This is a genomic window from Erwinia sp. HDF1-3R (assembly GCF_039621855.1).
In the GTDB taxonomy this organism is placed as follows: domain Bacteria; phylum Pseudomonadota; class Gammaproteobacteria; order Enterobacterales; family Enterobacteriaceae; genus Erwinia.
Map to the genome: position 1 here is coordinate 4655184 of NZ_CP155071.1, position 21196 is coordinate 4676379.

Annotated in this window: 20 protein-coding genes; 3 read left to right on the plus strand and 17 right to left on the minus strand. The window is 54.5% G+C overall.

What is annotated here, in order from left to right:
• Positions 1-59: 59 nt before the first annotated feature.
• The 13 genes from bcsQ to AAGR22_RS21235 all read right to left on the minus strand — a co-directional run bounded on the left by bcsQ (position 60) and on the right by AAGR22_RS21235 (position 13637).
• Positions 60-851, minus strand: a complete 792-nt coding sequence (gene bcsQ / locus AAGR22_RS21175; RefSeq protein WP_067700324.1) for a cellulose biosynthesis protein BcsQ — start codon at positions 849-851, stop codon at positions 60-62.
• Entirely contained in the window at positions 842-1735 is an 894-nt protein-coding gene (gene bcsO, locus AAGR22_RS21180; RefSeq protein WP_345829464.1) for a cellulose biosynthesis protein BcsO, read from the minus strand. Before bcsO ends, bcsQ begins: the two co-directional genes overlap by 10 nt.
• 324 nt (positions 1736-2059) lie before the next feature.
• The gene (gene dppF, locus AAGR22_RS21185; protein ID WP_067700332.1) at positions 2060-3064 is read right to left on the minus strand and encodes a dipeptide ABC transporter ATP-binding subunit DppF; all 1005 of its coding nucleotides are present in this window, start codon (positions 3062-3064) and stop codon (positions 2060-2062) included.
• Positions 3054-4040 carry a dipeptide ABC transporter ATP-binding protein gene (dppD, locus tag AAGR22_RS21190; RefSeq protein WP_067700335.1) on the minus strand — a complete coding sequence of 329 codons (987 nt, stop codon included), beginning with the start codon at positions 4038-4040 and terminating at the stop codon, positions 3054-3056. Before dppD ends, dppF begins: the two co-directional genes overlap by 11 nt.
• 9 nt (positions 4041-4049) lie before the next feature.
• The gene (gene dppC, locus AAGR22_RS21195) at positions 4050-4952 is read right to left on the minus strand and encodes a dipeptide ABC transporter permease DppC (protein ID WP_067700337.1); all 903 of its coding nucleotides are present in this window, start codon (positions 4950-4952) and stop codon (positions 4050-4052) included.
• A 9-nt stretch (positions 4953-4961) separates the two neighbouring features.
• On the minus strand, positions 4962-5981 hold the full coding sequence (gene dppB, locus AAGR22_RS21200) for a dipeptide ABC transporter permease DppB (protein ID WP_345829468.1): 1020 nt from the start codon (positions 5979-5981) through the stop codon (positions 4962-4964).
• A 198-nt stretch (positions 5982-6179) separates the two neighbouring features.
• Entirely contained in the window at positions 6180-7790 is a 1611-nt protein-coding gene (dppA, locus tag AAGR22_RS21205) for a dipeptide ABC transporter periplasmic-binding protein DppA (RefSeq protein WP_345831638.1), read from the minus strand.
• Between the two features lie 572 nt (positions 7791-8362).
• Positions 8363-10081: a kdo(2)-lipid A phosphoethanolamine 7''-transferase gene (eptB, locus tag AAGR22_RS21210; RefSeq protein ID WP_345829470.1), complete on the minus strand. Its 1719-nt coding sequence runs from the start codon at positions 10079-10081 to the stop codon at positions 8363-8365.
• A gap of 327 nt (positions 10082-10408) precedes the next feature.
• Positions 10409-11164 carry a molybdopterin-dependent oxidoreductase gene (locus AAGR22_RS21215; protein ID WP_067700349.1) on the minus strand — a complete coding sequence of 252 codons (756 nt, stop codon included), beginning with the start codon at positions 11162-11164 and terminating at the stop codon, positions 10409-10411.
• Entirely contained in the window at positions 11157-11777 is a 621-nt protein-coding gene (locus AAGR22_RS21220) for a cytochrome b/b6 domain-containing protein (RefSeq protein WP_345829473.1), read from the minus strand. Before AAGR22_RS21220 ends, AAGR22_RS21215 begins: the two co-directional genes overlap by 8 nt.
• 12 nt (positions 11778-11789) lie before the next feature.
• Positions 11790-12401 carry a hypothetical protein gene (locus AAGR22_RS21225; RefSeq protein WP_067700355.1) on the minus strand — a complete coding sequence of 204 codons (612 nt, stop codon included), beginning with the start codon at positions 12399-12401 and terminating at the stop codon, positions 11790-11792.
• Between the two features lie 155 nt (positions 12402-12556).
• A complete protein-coding gene (locus AAGR22_RS21230; RefSeq protein ID WP_067700358.1) occupies positions 12557-12985 on the minus strand; it encodes an organic hydroperoxide resistance protein in 429 nt (142 codons plus the stop codon).
• Between the two features lie 193 nt (positions 12986-13178).
• Positions 13179-13637: a MarR family transcriptional regulator gene (locus tag AAGR22_RS21235; protein WP_067700362.1), complete on the minus strand. Its 459-nt coding sequence runs from the start codon at positions 13635-13637 to the stop codon at positions 13179-13181.
• Positions 13638-13702: 65 nt separating this feature from the next.
• Between AAGR22_RS21235 and AAGR22_RS21240 the strand changes: the two genes are divergently transcribed.
• On the plus strand, positions 13703-14317 hold the full coding sequence (locus tag AAGR22_RS21240; protein WP_345829476.1) for an HD domain-containing protein: 615 nt from the start codon (positions 13703-13705) through the stop codon (positions 14315-14317).
• Between the two features lie 82 nt (positions 14318-14399).
• On the opposite strand, the gene AAGR22_RS21245 is transcribed toward AAGR22_RS21240, so the two are convergent.
• Positions 14400-14870: an RcnB family protein gene (locus tag AAGR22_RS21245; RefSeq protein ID WP_345829478.1), complete on the minus strand. Its 471-nt coding sequence runs from the start codon at positions 14868-14870 to the stop codon at positions 14400-14402.
• 593 nt (positions 14871-15463) lie between these two features.
• On the opposite strand from AAGR22_RS21245, the gene AAGR22_RS21250 reads away from it, so the two are divergent.
• Positions 15464-16204 carry a LuxR family transcriptional regulator gene (locus AAGR22_RS21250; protein ID WP_067700371.1) on the plus strand — a complete coding sequence of 247 codons (741 nt, stop codon included), beginning with the start codon at positions 15464-15466 and terminating at the stop codon, positions 16202-16204.
• Here AAGR22_RS21250 and AAGR22_RS21255 read toward each other — a convergent pair.
• From AAGR22_RS21255 to AAGR22_RS21265, 3 genes are all read right to left on the minus strand, one after another.
• Complete coding sequence (locus tag AAGR22_RS21255) at positions 16185-16832, minus strand: acyl-homoserine-lactone synthase (RefSeq protein ID WP_345829479.1); 648 nt, start codon at positions 16830-16832, stop codon at positions 16185-16187. The two genes, AAGR22_RS21250 and AAGR22_RS21255, sit on opposite strands and share 20 nt — an antisense overlap.
• Before the next feature lie 596 nt (positions 16833-17428).
• A complete protein-coding gene (locus AAGR22_RS21260; RefSeq protein ID WP_345829480.1) occupies positions 17429-18964 on the minus strand; it encodes a DHA2 family efflux MFS transporter permease subunit in 1536 nt (511 codons plus the stop codon).
• A complete protein-coding gene (locus AAGR22_RS21265; RefSeq protein ID WP_345829481.1) occupies positions 18964-20127 on the minus strand; it encodes an EmrA/EmrK family multidrug efflux transporter periplasmic adaptor subunit in 1164 nt (387 codons plus the stop codon). Before AAGR22_RS21265 ends, AAGR22_RS21260 begins: the two co-directional genes overlap by 1 nt.
• Positions 20128-20578: 451 nt before the next feature.
• Between AAGR22_RS21265 and evgA the strand changes: the two genes are divergently transcribed.
• Positions 20579-21193 carry an acid-sensing system DNA-binding response regulator EvgA gene (gene evgA / locus AAGR22_RS21270; RefSeq protein ID WP_067700380.1) on the plus strand — a complete coding sequence of 205 codons (615 nt, stop codon included), beginning with the start codon at positions 20579-20581 and terminating at the stop codon, positions 21191-21193.
• Positions 21194-21196 lie beyond the last annotated feature (3 nt).

The window sequence follows — 21196 nt, forward strand, 5'->3', positions numbered from 1 at the left end:
TAGCGCAGGCACGCCACGGGATGTCGGCTTTCCCTGCCTTTAGTGCCGTGCTGCGTGCGCTATCGTAGCGGAGCGTGCATTTCACCGTCGCCGACGGTGATATTAAGCAGTGCGGCAATGCGTTTGCTGATAATTTCAATATCAAAGGCTGCGCTGGAAACCGGACTAAATTCAAAAACAGACTGCTGTGAAGCATTGGCTTCCGCTACGCTTTCATCGCGGTTAATCACGCCTAATAACCTGTCGCCAAGCCGCTGCTGCATAAAAGCGGTGACGTCACGGCTGATATTACGGCGGCTGTCGCTCTGGTTCAGGACAAAATAGTGCCCCGCACGATGGTTAAGCGCGCCGCCAATCATTTTGTCATTTTCGATTTGTGGCAGCAGTGACAGCGACGCGGTATCGGCCAGTAATACCACCAGATGCAGGTCGGCAAGCGCTGACATTGCCTTTAATGCAGGGCCAGGGCCGGGCGGAAAATCGGCCACAATCACCAGGCCAGGGTAGTTAAGCACGCTGTGCAGACCGCGGATAAGAAAGTTGGCGTCGTGGGTCAGGTTATGTTCAAAGGTGATACGCTGCTCTTCTGTCACTTCCCCATAGGGCATAACAAAAATATTGCCGCCGGTGGTGAGGATCGACTGGCTCCAGTCCGGCGCATCGGCCGATTTGGCCACAAAACCGCGCCCGTCAGACAGGGGCACACCAAAATGCAGGCGCAGGGCGTTTTGCACATCAAAATCTATGGCCAGCACTTTGCTGCCCGCACGGGCCAGTGTATAGGCCAGATTGGCAGCCAGGGTGGTTTTACCCACGCCGCCCTTAGGAGAACAAACACAAACTAACGGCATGAGGCGATTCTCTCCAGCAGGGGTTGTAGCAAGGTGTCTTTCGATAACAGTCCCGCCGATGCGGCAGGCGTAGCGCTGAATAACTGTTTAAAGCGCGCCTGCTCCGTCTGCGGAACGGCTGTGCTCTGAGGCTGAGTGCGAGAAAACGGCGGCTTCATAGCAGCGGCAAGAGTCTGCGCAGTAGAAAACGGAGACTGCGTGCCAGCAGGCTGGGTCTGAGCGGTAGAAAACGGAGGCTGCGTGCCAGCGGGCTGGGTGTCAGCGGTAGAAAACGGAGGCTGCGTGCCAGCGGCCAGATCCTGTGTGTTGGGTGGCTGCAACGCCGGTTCAGCCGGACCGAGCAGGGCTGAAATATTGTCAAGCAGCGAACCTCCCGGCTGAGCGGCGGGCTTTGCGGCGGCAAATACTGCCACGCTCTGCTGCTGCGCGGGCGGCGGTGATAACTCCGGCTGCCCCGCCTGTGCTGGCGCGTTGAGCAGCTGAGACAGCACCGGCTGTCCAGCCTGTGCTGGCGCGTTTTGCGCCTGTGACAGTATCGGCTGCCCCGCCTGTGCTGGCGCGTTGAGCAACGGTGACAGCCCCGACTGTCCAGCCTGTGCTGGCGCGTTTTGCGACGGTAATACGGGCTGGGCAGCCTGCACGGATAAAGTTTGCGGTGGTACGCTGGCCGGACTAAACGCCCGTGCGTCGGCGGGCTGCGGCACAACAACGTCAATACGCTGACCGTTGCCCAGCGCGGACTCTGCGCTCCCGGACATTAACTGCCGGATGATCGCCCAGTTCGTATTATCGGCATGCCGCGTTTGGTCGGACATATCCTTGAATTCTATATGGTTAGTTTGCGTTTTTTCTTTAAAACGCTGCAGGTCATCATAGCTTTTCATAGGAATTGCCGCGCTGATTAGGAAATTTCGCGGCAATATAACATACAATTTTTATTTGCATCAGAATCTTCTTGCCGCCTGTATTACATCAGTTTGCCGAATAATTAACTATATAGTAAAAATTGAAAACCGGATTATTCAGGCGGAAGAATGATCTTAAGATTATTTGGCTTAGCGCATTTATTTTACCCAGGTAATTATTTACCTTAACCTTTCTGCCGCCGGGCCAGGATCAGGGCGAGTCGTCATCCCGCTTCGCGAATGCTTTATTTTTACTAATGAGAACCGACGCAGAACCTTTATCGTCTGCGCCGGTTTTTCCTGTCAGCCGGGGATCGGCTGGCCTTCATCCCTGTCCACGGCGAAGCAGGCGATCTGCTGATCCCCGTACTGCTTCAGGCTGGGCTGAAACTGGGTGCAGGGACCAAACCGACGGTGGCAGCGGGCATTGAATGCGCAACCCGGCGGCGGATTCAGCGGGCTGGGCAGCTCGCCGGTCAGCTTGATACGTTCGCGGCGCTCGTCCGGGTTCAGACGCGGCGTAGCGGAAAGCAGGGCCTGTGTATAGGGGTGGCGCGGATTGGCAAAAATCGCGGCTTTACTGCCGCGCTCCACGCAGCGTCCCAGGTACATCACCATTACCTCATCCGCAATGTGCTCCACCACGGAGAGATCGTGGGAGATAAATACATAGGAGAGGCCAAGTTCCTGCTGCAAATCCATCATCAGGTTCAGCACCTGGGCGCGCACGGAGACATCCAGCGCCGATACCGGCTCATCGGCAATCAGCACGTCCGGATCCAGCATCAGCCCCCTGGCGATCGCGATACGCTGGCGCTGCCCGCCGGAGAACATATGCGGATAACGATCGTAATGCTCGGTTTTCAGCCCCACCTTCGCCATCATCGCCAGCACCTTGTCGCGGCGCTCAGCTTTGTTCAGGCCGGTGTTAATCAGCAGCGGCTCCTCCAGGATCTGGCTGACTTTCTTACGCGGGTTCAGCGATCCATAGGGATTCTGAAAAACGATCTGGATCTTCTGACGACGCAGCTTTTGCGCGTGCGGATCGTGCCTGAGCAGATCCTGACCCTGATAAAATAGCTGCCCTTCGGTCGGCGTTTCAATCATCGTCAGCAGGCGACCCAGCGTCGATTTTCCGCAGCCGGACTCACCGACGACCGCCAGCGTTTTACCGCGCTCCAGGTCAAAGGAGACGCCGTCCAGCGCTTTAACCAGCCGCTCCTGGCCAAACAGTCCCTTCTTCACCGGATAGTGTTTTTTCAGATCGATCGCCTGCATCAGCAGCGTCGAATGTTGTTCAGGCTTCATAGGTGGGTCTCCCGGCATCGTCCAGCGGGTAATGACATTTGGACTGACGCCCCGCAATATTACGTAGTTCAGGCTCTTCAACCCGGCAGCGGTCGTTAGCATAGGGGCAGCGTGGATTAAGCAGGCAGCCGTTTGGCCGGTCATATTTACCCGGTACCACGCCCGGGAGCGAGGCCAGCCGCGCTTTGTCTGCCGCAAACTCCGGCAGCGCGCGCAGCAGCGCCTGGGTATAGGGATGACGGGGCGCCTTAAAAATATCCACTGCTTTACCGGTTTCCACCACCTGCCCGGCATACATCACGATGATATGCTGCGCGGCCTCGGCCACCAGCGCCAGGTCGTGCGTGATCAGGATCAGCGCCATATTCTCCTGACGCTGAAGATCGAGCAGCAGCTCAATGATCTGCGCCTGAATGGTCACGTCGAGCGCCGTTGTCGGCTCATCAGCAATCAGCAGCTTCGGACGGCAGGCAATGGCCATGGCGATCATCACGCGCTGGCTCATACCGCCGGAGAGCTGGTGCGGATAGACGTCAAGGCGCGATGATGGGTCGGGAATACCCACCTGATTCAGCAGATCGATAGCGCGCTGGCGGCGTGTACTGCGGTTGCCCCCCTGATGCACCTTAATCGCTTCCATAATCTGGTAGCCGACGGTGTAGCACGGGTTCAGGCTGGTCATCGGATCCTGAAATATCATCGCCACTTCTGACCCCACCAGCTGGCGGCGCTCCTTTTCGGAGATGCGCATCAGATCGCGTTGGTTAAACTCCAGCTTTTCCGCCTTTACGGTGCCGGGATAGTCAATCAGCCCCATGATCGCCAGTGAGCTAACCGATTTTCCGGAGCCGGATTCCCCGACGATACCCACCACCTGGCCCTGTTCAACCTGATAGCTGATGCGATCTACCGCGCGAAACGGCGTCTTAGCGTCGCCGAAGTGGACCGACAGTTGGTCTAAATTTAATAATGCCATCGGATGCCTCTACTGCTTGAGTTTCGGGTCGAGGGCGTCACGCAAGCCGTCGCCCATCAGGTTAAATGCCAGAACCGTCAGCAGGATCGCGACACCGGGAAAGGTGACCACCCACCAGGCACTTTGCGCGTACTGCAACACGTCGGAGAGCATGGTGCCCCACTCCGGCGTCGGCGGCTGCGCACCCATTCCCAGAAAGCCCAGCGCGGCCATGTCGAGGATCGCGTTGGAGAAGCCCAGCGACGCCTGCACAATCAGCGGGGCGAGGCAGTTAGGCAGAATATTGATAAACATCTGGCGTATCGCACCTGCGCCCGCCACGTTAGAGGCGGTAACGTAGTCGCGATTGACCTCCACCATCACCGCCGCGCGGGTCAGACGGATATAGTGCGGCAGCGCCACAAACGTCAGCGCGATGGAGGCGTTGACGATCGACGGGCCAAAAATCGCCACCAGCACCAGCGCCAGAAGCAGGCTGGGCAGCGCGAGCATAATATCGACCAGGCGCATGATAATGGCATCGGTGACGCCACCGATATAGCCCGCAATCAGGCCAAAAATCACCCCGAAGATCAGCGACAGCACCACCACCAGACAGCCCACCAGCAGCGACAGCCGTGCGCCGTACATCAGGCGGGAGAGCACGTCACGACCGACGTCGTCGGTGCCAAGAATATAGTGCCAGCTGCCGCCCGCCTGCCAGACCGGCGGATGCAGCAGCGCGTCGCGGAACTGCTCCGAGGGGGTATGGGGCGCAAGCACGCTGGCGAAAATGGCGATAAGAAACATGATAACCACGTAAACCAGGCCCACGACGGCACCTTTATTACGCTTAAAGTAGTGCCAGAACTCCTGCGGAGGAGTCATAGGCGTGGGTGCAGCGGGTACGCTGCCCGGATCGATAATTGACATCCTGGCCCCCTATTTCCTGTGACGAATGCGCGGGTTAACCACGCCGTAAAGCACATCAACCAGCAGGTTGACCAGAATAATCAGCGTCGCCACCATCAGTACGCCCCCCTGTACAACCGGGTAGTCGCGGCGCTGGAGCGCATCGATCAGCCAGCGACCCAGCCCTGGCCAGGAGAAAATCGTTTCGGTCAGGATGGCGCCTGCCAGCAGCGTACCCACCTGCAGACCGATGACGGTGACCACGGGCAGCATCGCGTTGCGCAGGGCGTGTACCACGATGACCCGCATCGGGGTCAGCCCCTTGGCACGTGCGGTACGAATATAGTCCTCCCCCAACACCTCCAGCATGGCCGAGCGCGTCATGCGCACGATGACCGCCAGCGGAATGGTGCCGAGCACAATGGCCGGCAGGATCATATGCATAACGGCGTCTTTGAAATCCCCGGCCTCGCCCCAGAAAAGGGTGTCGATCAGCATAAAACCGGTAAGCGGTTTACTGTCGTCCAGGAAGACCGTGTCACCAACTCGCCCGGATACTGGCGTCAGGTTGAGCTGCACCGAGACCAGCATAATCAGCATCATTCCCCACCAGAATATCGGCATGGAGTAGCCGGTCAGGGAGATGCCAACGGCGGTGTGATCGAAAATGGAGCCGCGTTTTACCGCCGCCAGCACGCCCACCGGGATCCCCACCGCCACGGCAAACAGCATGGCGCAGATACCCAGCTCAAGGGTCGCCTTGAAGCGTGGAACGAATTCCTGCCAGACGGGGATACGACTTTTCAGGGAGATGCCCAGATCGCCATGGAGCACGCCATAGACGTAGGAGACATATTGCTGCCACAGCGGCTTATCCAGACCCATCTGGGCCATAAGCTGCGCGTGACGTTCCGCAGACATTCCGCGCTCGCCTGCCATAATTAGCACCGGATCGCCGGGGATCATATGGACAAACGCGAAGGTTAACAGGGTGATGCCAATAAACGTTGGGATGACAAGTCCCAAACGTCGGAGTATGAACTGAAGCATAATAACTCTCACCAGTTCCCACCGACTCATGGCCGGAGGGATTATATTTGCTCACATCCAGCGGCGGGGTAAACCTCACCGCAACGTCCCGCAGGACGCCTTTACCATTTTTGCTTCCGAGCGATACAGCAATGGAATTGGGCCGACAGGCGCGGCCCTTAAGCGTTCAGGAACCAGGCCGGCGGACCGGCCCAACCTTTATTCCTGAATATCGACGTTCTCGAAGTGATGTTTACCGAGTGGATCGACCACGTAGCCGGAGACTTTTTTGCTGACCGGCTCGTACACCGTTGAGTGCGCGATAATCAGCGCCGGTGCCTGGTCATGCATCACAACCTGCGCCTGCTTGTAATACTCGATGCGCTTGTTGTGATCGGCCTCGGCACGGGCTGGCTGAATCTGGTCTTCAAAGGGTTTGTAGCACCAGCGGGAGTAGTTAGAACCATCCTTCGCCGCCGCACAGCTGAACAGGGTGGCGAAGAAGTTATCCGGATCCCCATTATCCCCGGTCCAGCCCATCATCACGGTCTGGTGTTCACCGGCCTTGGCGCGCTTCAGATACTCGCCCCACTCGTAGGTGACGATTTTGGCCTTAACGCCCATTTTCGCCCAGTCGTTCTGAATCATCTCGGCCATACGGCGGGCGTTCGGGTTATACGGGCGCTGCACCGGCATCGCCCACAGGTCGATGGAGAAGCCGTCTGGCATCCCGGCCTCTTTCAGCAGCGCTTTCGCTTTGGCCGGATCGTACGCGTAATCCTGCACCGCATCGTTATAGCTCCACATGGTAGGCGGGATCAGATTTTTAGCGGTCTGCCCTGCTCCCTGATACACCGCATCAATAATCGCCTGCTTGTTGACGGCGGTAATCAGCGCCTGGCGCACCTTCAGGTTATCCAGCGGTTTTTTCTCGGTATTGAACGCCAGATAGCCGACGTTCAACCCTGGCATCTGCATCAGGTTGATATTTTTATCTTCCTTCATGCGGGCAATATCCGCTGGATTAGGGTACGGCATGATCTGGCATTCACCCTTCTGCAGCTTGGCATAGCGCACCGACGCATCCGGGGTAATGGAGAACACCAGCCGGTCGATTTTTGGCTTAGTGCCCCAGTATTGATCGAAAGCCTTGTAGAGAATGCGGGAGTCTTTCTGATATTGCAGCAGCTGGAACGGGCCGGTGCCGACCGGGTTGAGGTCAATTTTTTCCGGGGTGCCCGCTTTCAGCATATTGTCCGCGTACTCCGCTGACAAGATTGAGGCGAAGTCCATGCCCAGATCGGCAAGGAGCGGCGACTCAGCGCGGTTCAGGACGAAGCGTACGGTGTTGTCATCCACCTTCTCGACTTTGCTGATGAGTTTAGGCATGTCCATGCCGTCAAAATATTCGTAATTACCACCGGAGACGCCGTGATATTTGTTGTTTTTATCCAGCTGGCGCTCAAAGGAGAACACCACGTCGTCAGCGTTGAAGTCACGGGTGGGTTTAAAGTCTTTGGTGGTTTGCCACTTCACGCCTTTACGCAGATGGAAGGTATAGGTTTTGCCATCCTCGCTGATATCCCACTTTTCCGCCAGGCCCGGCACAAGTTCAGTCGTGCCGGTTTTGAATTCGACCAGGCGGTTATAGATTGGAACAGAACTGGCGTCATAGGTCGTGCCGGAGGTAAACAGCTGCGGGTTGAAGCCTTCAGGAGACCCTTCTGAACAGTAAACCAGGGTCTTAGCCTGCACGCCAGCGGCAACGGTCAGAGCGATAAGACTCAGACCGACCTTCAGCATCCCTCTCTTAGACGGGGAATTACTCATGCTTTTGCTCCAGTAGTGATGTGGTGTTGTGTGCTTATCGCCTGCCTGTTTTTTATTGAATATGGCATGGCGCGGTGCCTGTCGGCCCAGATGAGATGAAACCGGATGGGGGACGCTGAAGCAGGAAACACTATCAGACAAATCTGCATCCTTTTTCACTCAGGCTTCAATTTGTCAACAGTTACAGGGAACGTCAATACAACCCTCAGGTATTTACACAGAGTGTGAGTAAGTGCAAGCAAATATAAAAAAAAGCATTCTGATAGAAATGTAGCGCAATACCCTGGCTAACGGCGCTCAGACAGGCCAAAGTGGGGGAAGCCTGTCGCGGTGCCAGCACGTTTCACCGTAAAATAACCTTTAAAAAAAACCATGAATTGGCTCTTTTATGAACGATAACCTTTCCTTATGGCTCAGCGGGCAGCTAAATATGCTGCAACATCGGTTCAGGAAATGATCAACAATCCATTAACGCGGGTTCGGGCAACGCAGCGCAAATTAAGTGCGGGCAGGAGGCGAGTGGCTGATGCCCACCCGCCCTGATGATACGGACGACGTTAATTAGCGCCCGCTTAGGATCCCGCAGTGGTCGCCTGGGGCTTATTTTCAGCGGGTGCAGCTGTGCCAGGGGCAGCACACCAGTTATTGCTCTGTTTTATGCCACCATCCGGCGAGGTATAGCCCAGACAGCCCATAATGGTGTCGAATAGCTCAACCTGGCGATGCGTTTTCCCGGCGCGCTGCTGGGCCTGGAGACGCTCAAAGGCATGCTGATTATTGCCATCGGCCAGATACTTGTCGGATGCCCAAACAATCATCGGCACGCGAAACTGCTCCGGCGGCGCCATATTTCGCGGTGTGCCGTGCAGATGCATATTTTCACTGATGGATTCGCCGTGGTCGGCAGCATAGAAGATAATGGCTTTTTTGTCCCGTAGCCGGTCGATAACGCTATCCAGAACGGTATCCGTGTAGAGCACGGAGTTGTCGAAAGCGTTGATCAGCATCGCTTTACTACAGGTTTCATCCACGCCCATGCACTCAGGCTGATAACGGGCGAACTCACGTGGATAACGCTGGGAATAGAGGTAGTGTGAGCCTTTGGTGTGTAAAACCACCAGATGCTTACCCCGTGGATGGCGGTCAAGGGATTTTTGCAGCTCCGGCACCAGCAGCATATCGTCTACCGACTTGCCCTGGTTCTGCTTTTCAGAACCGATCTGCTCACGGAATGCAAAGTTATCCGCATTGGTGTTGTTGTAAAACCACACTTCACTCTGCATGGCGAACAGTTCAGAGCTGAACCCCAGTTCCTTCAGCACGGCAAAAATGTTTTGTTCCTTCAGCGTCCTGCCCGGCCCCTCTTCCGTTCCCCCCTCACGCACAAACATACAGCGCAGGGAGAGCTTCGTCGCGGTATCGCAGGACTCGCCACGGAAGGCAACGAGGTTTTTCTCCTTCGACAGCTTCGGCGTGGTGTCGCGATCGTAGCCCAGCATGCCCATATGATCCCAGCGGGTGGTTTCACCTATCACAAAGACCACGTAGGTATCATCCAGTCCGGCGGGTGCCACCCAGGTGAATTTCTTCGCCGGGTCGAGCAGGTCCTTACTATCCATTTTCTCATCAAAGCTGGTATAGGCAAACAGCCCCAGCGCGCTGAGCCAGTTTGACGGCAGATAAGAGTGCGCCACCACGCCGCCGTAGCTCGGCAGATCGATATTGGTCAGTTTTTCATTAATGTTTTGCTGCTTATCGAAATAGCGGATAGGCAGCCATACCAGCGCGACGGCCAGCAGCAGCGTAAGCAGCGGAACAAGTCGCCGCCCGCGCGTCTGGAGCTGTTCGAGCAGCGTAAAGCGCAGCGCGTTTCGCCAGATCATCAGCAGGGGCAGCGCGCTGACCAGCACCATCCACAGCATAAAGTGGTAGCCGATCACCTCTTTTGACAGGTCGGTATCGGTGGTCATGACCGATGCGACAATGCCATAGCCGATAACGACATTGAAGAAACTCATATAATAGCTGGACGCTACGGATATCAGCAGCAGCGCGCTGGCCGTAAGCCGCCAGAAGAGCCGGCCACCCAGCGAGAGCAGGCGCAGCAGAAAAAATGTCAGCAGGACGATCGCCGCGACTTCGGCGAGGGCCGACAGCCACTGGGAGGCTTTAAAATGGGCCAGAAACGGGTCAAATCGACGGTAAAACACCGATAGATTAAGAAATATACCGATGTAAAAGGCCAGCAGAAGCGAGAGCTTTTGCTGCGTAAGTAACTTTATATAATTCATTAAACTTTTTTTCCTGGCGTAACCTAAACAGTTCTTAAACGATAATCAGACCAGCGCATTACAACAGAGTTCGACTGCCGGGTCGATAAACCTCTGGCCGCAGAGTAGTCTGCTGGCGCCGGGCAGGCACGCCGGGATCTTGTTAGAAACTACCAGGAAGAGATGAAGTATTTTGATGCAATGCTGCCGCAATAACGACAACAGACGCATCTTTTTGGTGATGGCGCTCTACTGCTTCCGGCACACTGCACCCTCGTAATAATGGCTTGCTCTATCTTAAAAGCGATCGGGAGATGACAGAGACTCACCCGGTTCCAGACCCGCCCTTTAAATGCCGCTAAAGCCGTTGTAGCCCTGGTCTTCCCAGTAGCCGCCGGGGTTATCGTTGGTGACAAAGATCGCCGCGATATGTTTGGCATTCTTGAAGCCGAGCTTGGTGGGTACGCGCAGGCGCAGCGGATAGCCAAAATCGGGTGGCAGGGGTTTTTTATCAAAATCGAGCGCAAGGATGGTCTGCGGATGCAGCGCGGTCGCCATATCCAGACTGGAATAGTAGCGATCATCGCATTTAAAACCGACGTATTTTGCCGTCAAATCGGCACCGATGTGCTGCAGAAAGATTTTCAGCGGTACGCCGCTCCACTGACCAATGGCGCTCCAGCCTTCAATACAGATCAGGCGGGTTATCTGCCCGGTTTGCGGCAGACGCTGCAACTGCTCCAGCGTCCAGGGCGCTTTCTTTTCAACTTTACCGGACACTTCCAGGCGATAGTCGGCAATATCAATGTCAGGTACGTTATATTCGGGATAATACGCGTTGAAGCGGAAAGGGCGGGTAATCTGGGATTCGCTGTAAGTTTGCGCCAGCCTGCTGCCGCTGAACAGCCAGGCCTGAACCCGGTCGTTCCAGCGTGACATCGCCCACAGCACCTTATCCACCTGGTCACCGTCCTGAAGATTACAGCCGGTCAGCATGGAAACGGCGCCCAGCGTCAGGCCGGAGCGGATCAGCAGACGGCGCTCGAGATTCACCAGCTTTTTGCGCTGGTCCGGCTCAAGAATTAATTTTGGTTTTTCACTCATCGCCCGACCCCTCCCCGCGCCCGCCGGTAATCATCGCCGGCAGCGTTTTCGGCACCAGCAGTACCATAACCACATGAACCACCACGAACAGCATCAGGCCGCTCATGGCAAAAAAATGGACGTAACGCGCAGTATCGAAGCCACCGAACAGCGCCACCAGCCAGCTTAGCTGCACAGGTTTCCATATCGACAGACCCGAGAGCACCAGCAGCGCGCCCAGCAGGATCACCGCGACATAGAGGAGCTTCTGCACGGCATTGTACTTACCCTGCTGATGCGGAAGTTTGAAACGCAGGGCCAGACCGACTTCACTCATCGCCAGGGTAAGAGAAAGCGGGAAAAAGCGCTTTTTGAAGTGACCACTCACTACGCCCCAAATCAGGTAAAAAAGGGCGTTGGCAAACAGCAGCCACATGACGGCCAGATGCCAGGCAATGTTGCCGCCCAGCCAGCCGCCCAGGGTCATCACTTTTGGGAAGGTGAAGCTGAAGAGCGGTGAGGCGTTATAGATGCCCCACCCGCTCATGACCATACCGACCATCACCATCACGTTCAGCCAGTGACACAGGCGTACCGGCCAGGGATGAACGCGTTTTCTGGTTAATTTCGGCATAATCGCTCCAAATTACATCGGTGGCGTCAGGCCATCTTTACCCACGGAGATGCCCCGTGCCACCAGGTTGCCCTGCGCGTCTTTGGTGCCAAACAGCACAACTTTGGTGCCCGCTTTCAGCAGGCTGCGGTTGCCCGGCTCAATCAGCACCACCGGTACATCGTCAGGCACGATGACCGTTTTTTCCTGGTCGTGAACCTTAACGGTCAGCGTACGGCCATTGCTGTTAACCAGCTTGCCGACGGTGCCGTTGGTCATGGTATTGATTTTGCCATCCGGGGATTCAAAGGGGTTAAATCCTTCGCCGCTGCCGCGCAGATCCGGGGCAAAAACGTGAACTTCCAGCGCTTTCAGCTCGCCGTTTGCCATAGGCACAGCGGCCGTACCGATATAGCTGTCGGCCTTGATATCACTCATCTGCGCTTTGCTGACGCTGTTGACTTTGGTTTGATCGGTAACTTTTACATCCAGCTTCTCGCCCTGGCGGGTGGTTATCTGCACGGCAGAGTTGCTGACGGAATCAATGGTGCCGCGAGTGGGTTTAATGGTGGTGTCTGCCGCCAGCGTACTGCCGCTGACCAACAGAGAACCCAGCAGCAGAGCTGCAATACGAGACTTGATCATGTTCATCTCCTGAACGAGTTGGAAACCGTGTTTTAACGCGTTTGCCCGTTAAGTCTGGTCGGGCTGAGTAAATAAACGAGGAGAAAAAGAAAAGAATTATGTTAAAGAAAGTAACGATACAGGGCAGCAGACGCTGCCCTGGTAAGCACTAACTATCAGTTGATGATATTCAGCGTCACGTCAATATTGCCGCGGGTGGCATTAGAGTAAGGGCAAACAATATGCGCAGCGTCGACCAGTTTCTTCGCCTCTGCTGCATCCATCCCTTCCAGATGAATGTTCAGTTTTGCTTCAATACCGAAGCCGGTTGGGATAGGACCAATACCGACTTCGCCCTCAATGAAGGCTTCTTTAGGCAGGGCAATTTTGTCGCGACCCGCAACAAATTTCATCGCGCCAAGGAAGCAGGCTGAGTAGCCCGCCGCGAACAGCTGCTCGGGGTTAGTGGCTTCTCCGCCCGCGCCGCCCATCTCTTTCGGCACACCCAGTTTTACATCCAGTACGTTGTCGGAAGAGGTAGCGCGGCCATCACGACCACCGGTGGCTTTTGCTTTTGCACGGTAAACGACTTTTTCTAAAGACATGATAAAACTCCTGCGGGTTGGTATTTTATATGTTGTGCGATTCTATCGCGCACGATTTATAAACCAGTTTTTACTATTATAGACCCGGATGGCGCATAACGCGCATCCCGTTGCCTCTCCTCCGTGGATCCGGGCCAGTACGCTAAACGCGTCATCTGGCCGACAGACTCAGGAGAGGGTTACACTTAGTACCTCACCCATTGAGGTTATCCCTCAGGGTTTCTAAATCCTGCTTCAGCGATTGTAGCGTCACGTCATCACAGGATGACGCAGAGAGCACCGATTCCGGGATCCCCGTCGCTTTATTGCGTAATGCCTTGCCCTGTTCGGTCAGGGTGACCACCACCTGACGTTCATCCTTGCGCGAGCGCTGCCGGTTCAGCAGTCCGGCTGCTTCCAGCCTTTTCAGCAGCGGCGTCAGCGTGGCGGAGTCCAGGAACAGCCGCTCGCCAATTTCCGATACGGTGACATCGTCCCGCTCCCACAGCACCAGCATCACCAGGTACTGCGGATAGGTAATATCAAGCCGGGTCAGGAGCTGGCGATAGAGTTTATGCAGCGCCAGATTGGCGGAATAAAGCGCAAAACAGAGCTGCTGATCGAGCAACAGTGGCGTGTCTTTCGCTTTTTTGTCATCTTGTTTGATATTCATGGTAAAAATATAAATAGCACACTACATAATTGCAAGCAAATTTTAATCTCTGGGGGTAACTGGCGATGCATTCACTGGAAGAGCGGGCAAGACGTTATGCCACTAAGGCCCATGCCGAGGCGGGGCAGCGACGAAAATACACCGATGAGCCTTACATTGTGCATCCGGCTGCGGTGGTTGAACGGGTGCGCAGCGTGACCGACAGCGAGGTCATGCTGGCCGCCGCCTGGCTGCATGACACGGTAGAGGATACGCCCAGCACGCTTGCCGATATCGAAAACCACTTTGGCCCCGAGGTTGCCAGTCTGGTTGAAATGCTCACAGACGCGCAGCAGCCTCAGGCAAAAAATCGCGCGGCGCGTAAGGTTGCACACTTTCGCCATACGGCAAAAGCATCAGCCGATGCGCAGACCATAAAACTTGCTGATATTATTGATAATACCCGGTCTATTATTCAGTTTAACGCCCATTTTGCCCGCGTCTATCTGGTTGAGAAGCGCGTACAGATCACCCTGCTAACCGCCGGCGATCGTGATCTATGGCAGCAGGCGTCAACCATTATTGAACGCGGCATCGACCAGCTGACCCAGGCACCCTGGCACGTTCCGCCCTCCTGGTTTGTGCTCCAGCAAAATAAATACCCGCTGTCAGAGGACCCGCAGCCTTCCGGGCACGGCTAAAGGCCCGCATCAACCGCAGCGGGCCAGGTTTCGCTAAGCGAAGAGTAAGGGAGAGGGGCGGCATCGCTTCCGCGTGGGGCGATTACTGCTTGTAGAAAATGTCGCCCGACTCTGCTTTTACAATCTTGCCATCTTCTTTGGAAATCAAAACGTAGTTTCCGCCCATATAGGTCCAGCTGGTCCCTTCGTCCGGTGCCGGAAGGTGACGGGTTTTCCAGTCGATAATCTCGTATTTTTTGGTACGGTACCGGTCCGGTACTACGCTGCCGAGTGTAAAGTGCTGGAAATCTGCAAAAAAGGACGTGATTTCATAAGGGTGTGCAGGATCGGGCTGCGCCGTATTATCGCCGTCCTGGCTCTGCGCAGGCTTTTGCCCCTGCGGTGCCGGTGCGGGAATGGCCTGAAGATCGGGGGACTGTGTGGCAGGCGCCTGTTGGTCCGGGGTCGCCTGAGGCTGCACAGGCTGCGCGTCTGCGGCAAAGGCCGTTGACATCAGCGGCACGGCACCCAATAAGATGGCTGAAAACAACAATACGGACGTCGACTTACTCATAGTATCTCCACATTTATTACTATCCTGTTGCCTGTCGGCGAGGGAGAGAGAGTCAACCCCTGTAGCCGCGCAGCGAAGCATTTTATGATACCTGCCTGCGCAAAGGAGGGAAGGTAAATCGTACGGCTCATGATGATTTTCTTAATCACCACAGGTAAACGATCTGCGAGGGTCGTGGGCTGAAATCATCAGGAACAGGTAACGGAGCCAAACTGTTGCAGTGCTTTTTATCAAAAAAAATTAATCAGTGAATTTCACGGCTAAGCGTTTGAACTTTAAGAAAATGCATGAGATTGGCTATCGGGATGGCACGCCATACGGTTTGAAAGGACAAATTGGGGGTGTTAAATTGGTAAGAATTTCCGGACAGCGAGTGCTTTTTTTATGCCCCGTCTGCCCGGAAAGGTTTTTCCCTGGTGTCGGCTAAATTAGCTACCTGACTGTTGAAGTCAGGTTTTTTTTGCCTCTAGCTTACGGAGTCCATTATAGGTAGTCAGCCTGATTCCGTAAGTTGTACTTAAGTACTGCATCACCCTGTACTTAAGTACACCACCATGCTGAAACAGGGAAGCTCAGACCTTCAGGGAGTCCACATGTTTTCAATATTTCAGGAAAATCAGATAATAACGGAGACGCTCCGTAATTATATCGACAGGAAACTTTTACACCTGGGCAGCCCGGAGTATGCATACACCGTCGTCAGCAAGAAAAATCCATCAAATCTTCTTATTATTTCCAGTTATCCTGACGAATGGGTAAACCTTTACCGTACCAATAACCTCCAGCATACCGACCCGGTGATACTGACTGCGTTCAGACGGACCTCTCCCTTTGCCTGGGACGAAAATATCACCCTGATGTCCGACCTGAAGTTTACGAAAATATTCTCTCTGTCCAAGCAGTACAACATCCTTAACGGCTTTACCTTTGTCCTGCATGACCACTTTAACAACCTTGCGCTGTTATCGATCATTATTGACCGCAACGTGCAGGACCATCTGGAAGGGCTTCTTTCAACCGACCGCGCCACCATGCAGATGCATCTGATAGAGATTAACGAGCAGATGTACCGGCTGGTGCACTCCGTCTCGTCGGGCCGGGGACATGCGGATGCGAGCAACAATAAAGCTATTTTTACCGCGCGTGAGAATGAGGTGTTGTACTGGGCAAGTATGGGAAAAACCTATGCGGAAATCGCCACCATTACCGGTATTTCGGTACGGACGGTCAAATTTCATATGGGTAATGTGGTCAGTAAACTGGGGGTGAGTAACGCCCGCCAGGCAATCCGGCTGGGCGTTGAGCTGGAGCTGATTACGCCGACGCAGTCGTAGACGTGAGTGACATCGGCCAGTTGACAAGTGACGGCTCAGAAGCGTGGATCGTGGCATTAATTTTCGCGGCCATCTGCGCCTGGCTCTCCCTGTCTGTCGGCAAAAAGAGCAGATAAATACGCTCTTTCTCACTGAGCCAGGCCTCTTTTAACGGCTTTATCTGCCAGCCGGAACGCTTCAGGATGGTCAGCATCGCCCGGCTGACAATCGTGTAAATTCCATTGTAGCTATAGTGGCGGGCATAGTTGATCATCGCCAGGAACAGCATCTGGCTAATGGGATAACGTTCGCCCAGTAGCTGACGCGCACGCGCCTTATCAACAAAGAAACGGCTCGACTCCCTTTCACCCGGCGGCAGCGGTACATCTTCAAAACAGGCCTTAAAGGTATGGGTTATCATATTAGGCTGGTCGAGAGGGGTAAAACGTACGCTACAGATCAGCTGGCCTTCATACAAACCCAGAAGATAGCGCGTTCCCGGGGCATCAAACTCATCGAATTCCATATCTCTGTTGCACACCACGTCCCAGCCCAGCCGGTCGCTAAAGGTTTTCTTGCGCAGGCGGTAAAGCTCATCCGACTGTACGCCTTTAAGTTCATCGTAACTGACGTCAAAAAATTCAAGCATTCCATCACCCTGATTACGTTAAATTTACTAAACAAAAATTCCACGACTGACAGAAGTCGGTAACCACTATTGTACAGGGGTTTTTAATGAGATGGTTAAAACTGTCTTATACAAAGGTGCAGTAATTGATGAAGTTAATTGATGCGACGGGGTAAATGTGAAGGGATACCTGCGAATTAAGTGACGGTATCCGGGGTGTTACGGGGCCTACTGACCGACCAGCCCCTAATGTCTCCGATCGCATCCGTGAGAAAGTCGTCTCAGCGCGGGCGTGAAAATTCGTTTTTTTACTAACGTAAACCGAGCATAATCAGCCAATAACCTTTTTTCTAAAGGATGCGCCCCGGCAAGGGTTAAAATTCACCCGGCCAAAGTAAAGGTGAGTGCCTTCGCGATTTGCCCACTGCGGCCATGCTGCAACGAGCCACGCAACGGCCCCCTGCCAGAGACGGACATAAGGTAGCCAATCTGAGACCCTGACAGGAAACTTAACCCACCCTGAAGCAATAAAACCCACCTTTGATGTCACCTGCCCCTTCGCCGCCGGCTTTGTTATGTGCCGCGGGCCTTCCCGGAGGGCGATCCCGATCGTGGGGTTAATGTCTTTCCCTCTCCAGGGTGGGTTTTGCGAACCACACCAGCAGGGTAAGAAATAAAAATACCGCGGCGGAGAGGGCAAAAATCTCATTGGCAGAGAGGATAAGCGCCTGCTGGGTGATCTGCTGGTCTACCCAGGCCAGCGTCTGCGCCGGGCTAAGCCCCATACCGTGTAAAACCTGCTCTGTCTGCTGCCAGGCAGGATTACCCGGCCGGACAAACTCGCTCAGTTCGCTGTGATGCAGCGTTTCACGCCGGCTCCAGAGCGTAATGGTTAACGAGGTGCCGATGGATCCGGAGAGCGTACGCAAAAAATTACTCATGCTGGTCGCGCTGGCAAACCTGTCTGACGGGAGTCCGGCAAGCGAAATGGTGGTCAGCGGCAGAAAGAAGCAGGCGATGGCGAATCCCTGGATAAACTGCGGTAACACAATGGCGGAAAAGGTGATGTCAGGGGAAAAGATGATCGCCCGCCAGTAGTAACATATGCTGTAGACGATGAAGCTGAAGGTGACCAGCAGGCGCATATCCACCCTGTTACCGTAGCGGCCGATTAGCGGCGCCAGAATCAGCGGGATAAAACCAATTGGCGCATAGGCGAGTCCGGCCCATAAGGAGGTGTAACCCATGGCCTCCTGGAGCAGCTGCGGCATAAGAACGATCGCACCGGAGTAAATGAGATAGGCGCAGACGATGCAAAGTACGCCAATCGAAAAATTGCGCGACCTGAACAGGGTAAAATCCACTATCGGATTTGCGCTGCGCGTTTCGTGAATAATCAGTGAGGTCAGGGTAATGACCGAAACGGCAGCCAGAACAACAATCGCCGGTGAGCTAAACCAGTCCAGATCTTTGCCCTTACTGAGCATAATTTGCAGGCTTCCGACCCCCAGCACCAGCAGGCTTAACCCGGTAAAATTCAGCTTAACCGGGTGAGTGACCGTCTCGCGTCCCTTAAGCAGAAACACGCTCATTCCCACGACAAGGATACCCATCGGTACGTTGATGAAGAAAATCCATCCCCAGTGATAATTCTCACAGATGTAACCGCCAAATATCGGACCTAAGATCGGCGCGATAATCACCGTCATCGACCAGGTCGCCAGCGCCAGCGTGCGCTTTTCAGGGGGGTAGTTTCGCAAGAGCAGGCTTTGCGAGAGCGGGATTAACGGTCCGGCCACCAGTCCCTGTATCACGCGAAAAGCGATCAGCAGATCGAGGCTGTTTGCCAGACCACAGCAGAGTGAAGCGATCGCAAACAGCGCCACCGAAAGTGTAAAAAGCCGGACTTCCCCGAGCCGCTGCGCGAGCCGCGCGGTTACCGGCAGCGAAATGGCGTTCGCCACGCCAAAGGAGGTGATCACCCAGGTTCCTTCATCCGTTGACGCGCCAAGGAAGCCGGAAATGGTCGGGATGGCCACGTTGGAGATCGTCGAGTCAAGCATCTGCATAAAGGTTGCCAGCGCTAATCCGACGGTGACCATGATTAGCATTCCCCCCTTCAGGGGGGCCGGAGCCTCAGCAGCGGCGGCCATTACAGCCCTCCATTCTGAGCAATGATCTGCTCAATCTGACGGTCGATGTCGGCGGTATCCAGCACCAGAGCCATACTGCGCCACGCCGGAATCGGCGATACCTTCTGCGCCAGCGCCTGGTCCGCCGTTGAGATACCGCCCGCGGTGAAAATGGTCGCCGTCGCTGAAAGTCCAATGCGTAACGGGTATTGTTGAATTTGCCGGGGATCGAGCGCCACACGAACCGGCACGCGCTGGATCACTTTGATCCAGTTCCCTGACGCATTTTGTGCCGGCAGCAGTGAAAATGCGCTGCCGGTCCCCATGCCGACCCCCTCCACTGCCCCATCAAATACCAGGCTGCTGCCATAGAGATCAATAACCACATTGACCTTCTGACCGATTTTTACCGTATTCAGCTGCGTCTCTTTGAAGTTGGCATTGATCCACATCTGATCCTGCGGAACGACCGAAAGCAGCGTTTGTCCGGCGGTCACCGTTTGTCCGACCTGTACGCTGCGCCCGGCGATATAACCGGTAACCGGACTACGGATTTTGGTTCGCTGTAGGGCAAGCCAGGCTTCACGCAGGGTATCCGCCGCCTGGAGAACCTGCGGATTGTGTCGCAGCGTGGTGTTGAGCAGAAGCGCCTTGTTCGCCTGGTAAAGCTGTACCGCTGCCGCCAGCGACGCTTTATCGCTGGCCACGGCATCGCCTGCATGTTCCAGGGTTTCACGGGCGATCAGGCCTTTCTGGTAGAGCTGCTGCTGGCGTCTGAAATCGGTTTGCGTCTGATTCAGCGCGATGGCGGCCCGGTCGGCATCAGCAGAATACTGCCCATCCTGCAGGGCCAGCTGATGAATCTGGCGTACCGTCCAGGCAAGCGCGCTTTGTGCTTTTCTGAAGGCTATCTTCGCATCCGTGTCATCCAGTACTACCAGCACATCGCCTTTCATCACCCTCTGGGTGTCAGCATAATTGATGGTCACCACATTGCCCGCCACCTGGGAGGAAACGGGATTAATATTGCCCGCGACATTGGCATCATCGGTACTTTGCCGATCTTTGATGATAAACAGCCAATAGACCGCGGCGGCAACGCCTAAGAGCAGCACAACGAGCAGCAGGGCAATAACGCCCTTTTTATCCTTCGACAGAACTTTTTCAATGCCAGAATCTTTCACACAACGCTCTCTTTCGCCGTAGTAAAGGGCAACGGCGGTAAAATGACAGGATTAGTACGCTTTGAACCGCTGTGTAGACTAAGGGATGCGTTTTTTTTTGGTAGCAGACAATACTGTATGCGCCGTATTCTTTTTCTTACGTCCCGCGGAAAAATCTGGTTTTTAACAGGTGAATAAAAATATCAATAAATCGTTAACGGTTTCTGTTAACGATAAACCCACGCCGGGAAATACGTTAGGTGATACTGATAATCATCCAGGCGAATTGATTTCGCCCCATTTAGTTTTCATTGAGCCAGCGGATTTACCGTTTGTGATATAGTAACCTTCTGAGTTTGAATGACCGCTTTCATTTAGCATCTCTTCAGCTTTACCTATCACTCTTCTTAATTAAGACGGAATATCCCCGTGAGGGTTCTGTCATGCTTATTTTTTAGAAGGAAATTGTGTTTTGAAAGCCATCGTTGTTGACGATCATCCTCTTGCCCGGATTGCTATTCGCAATCTGCTTGATACCCAGGGTATCAACGTAATTTCTGAACTGGATGATGGTGCGAAGGTCGTGAAGACCGTGGAGATAACCCAGCCCGATTTGGTTATTATTGATGTGGACTTACCTTCGCTCAGTGGAATAGAAGTGCTTGAGCAGCTGCGGAAAAGACGCTATGCCGGGGCTATTATCGTTATTTCCGCCAAGAATGAACTCTTCTACGGCAAGCGCAGCGCGGCACTGGGCGCGAATGGCTTTATCAGCAAAAAAGAGGGGATGAACAGTATCATTGCCGCCGTCGAAGCGGCCAGTAATGGGTATAGCTACTTCCCCTTTTCTCTCGATCACTTTTCAGGTGAGGCCACGTCAGAGCAGAAAAAACTGGACTCCCTCTCCACTCAGGAAATTAATGTACTGCGCTATATTCTGAACGGTACCAGCTACGCCGACATCGCCAGTAAAATGTTTATCAGTAATAAAACCGTCAGCAGCTATAAAATACGATTAATGGAAAAACTGGATTGTTCATCTCTGATCGAACTGTATGACTTCGCGCAGCGGAATAAAATTTGGTGAATA

Coding starts and splice junctions, on each gene's coding strand:
- AAGR22_RS21225 (WP_067700355.1), bottom strand. CDS start 12,401: ATGATCAAGTCTCGTATTGCAGCTCTGCTGCTGGGTTCTCTGTTGGTC.
- dppC (WP_067700337.1), bottom strand. CDS start 4,952: ATGTCAATTATCGATCCGGGCAGCGTACCCGCTGCACCCACGCCTATG.
- AAGR22_RS21220 (WP_345829473.1), bottom strand. CDS start 11,777: ATGCCGAAATTAACCAGAAAACGCGTTCATCCCTGGCCGGTACGCCTG.
- dppA (WP_345831638.1), bottom strand. CDS start 7,790: ATGAGTAATTCCCCGTCTAAGAGAGGGATGCTGAAGGTCGGTCTGAGT.
- dppF (WP_067700332.1), bottom strand. CDS start 3,064: ATGAAGCCTGAACAACATTCGACGCTGCTGATGCAGGCGATCGATCTG.
- AAGR22_RS21245 (WP_345829478.1), bottom strand. CDS start 14,870: ATGAGTAAGTCGACGTCCGTATTGTTGTTTTCAGCCATCTTATTGGGT.
- AAGR22_RS21235 (WP_067700362.1), bottom strand. CDS start 13,637: ATGAATATCAAACAAGATGACAAAAAAGCGAAAGACACGCCACTGTTG.
- dppB (WP_345829468.1), bottom strand. CDS start 5,981: ATGCTTCAGTTCATACTCCGACGTTTGGGACTTGTCATCCCAACGTTT.
- bcsQ (WP_067700324.1), bottom strand. CDS start 851: ATGCCGTTAGTTTGTGTTTGTTCTCCTAAGGGCGGCGTGGGTAAAACC.
- eptB (WP_345829470.1), bottom strand. CDS start 10,081: ATGAATTATATAAAGTTACTTACGCAGCAAAAGCTCTCGCTTCTGCTG.
- AAGR22_RS21230 (WP_067700358.1), bottom strand. CDS start 12,985: ATGTCTTTAGAAAAAGTCGTTTACCGTGCAAAAGCAAAAGCCACCGGT.
- AAGR22_RS21250 (WP_067700371.1), top strand. CDS start 15,464: ATGTTTTCAATATTTCAGGAAAATCAGATAATAACGGAGACGCTCCGT.
- AAGR22_RS21260 (WP_345829480.1), bottom strand. CDS start 18,964: ATGGCCGCCGCTGCTGAGGCTCCGGCCCCCCTGAAGGGGGGAATGCTA.
- AAGR22_RS21215 (WP_067700349.1), bottom strand. CDS start 11,164: ATGAGTGAAAAACCAAAATTAATTCTTGAGCCGGACCAGCGCAAAAAG.
- AAGR22_RS21240 (WP_345829476.1), top strand. CDS start 13,703: ATGCATTCACTGGAAGAGCGGGCAAGACGTTATGCCACTAAGGCCCAT.
- dppD (WP_067700335.1), bottom strand. CDS start 4,040: ATGGCATTATTAAATTTAGACCAACTGTCGGTCCACTTCGGCGACGCT.
- bcsO (WP_345829464.1), bottom strand. CDS start 1,735: ATGAAAAGCTATGATGACCTGCAGCGTTTTAAAGAAAAAACGCAAACT.
- AAGR22_RS21255 (WP_345829479.1), bottom strand. CDS start 16,832: ATGCTTGAATTTTTTGACGTCAGTTACGATGAACTTAAAGGCGTACAG.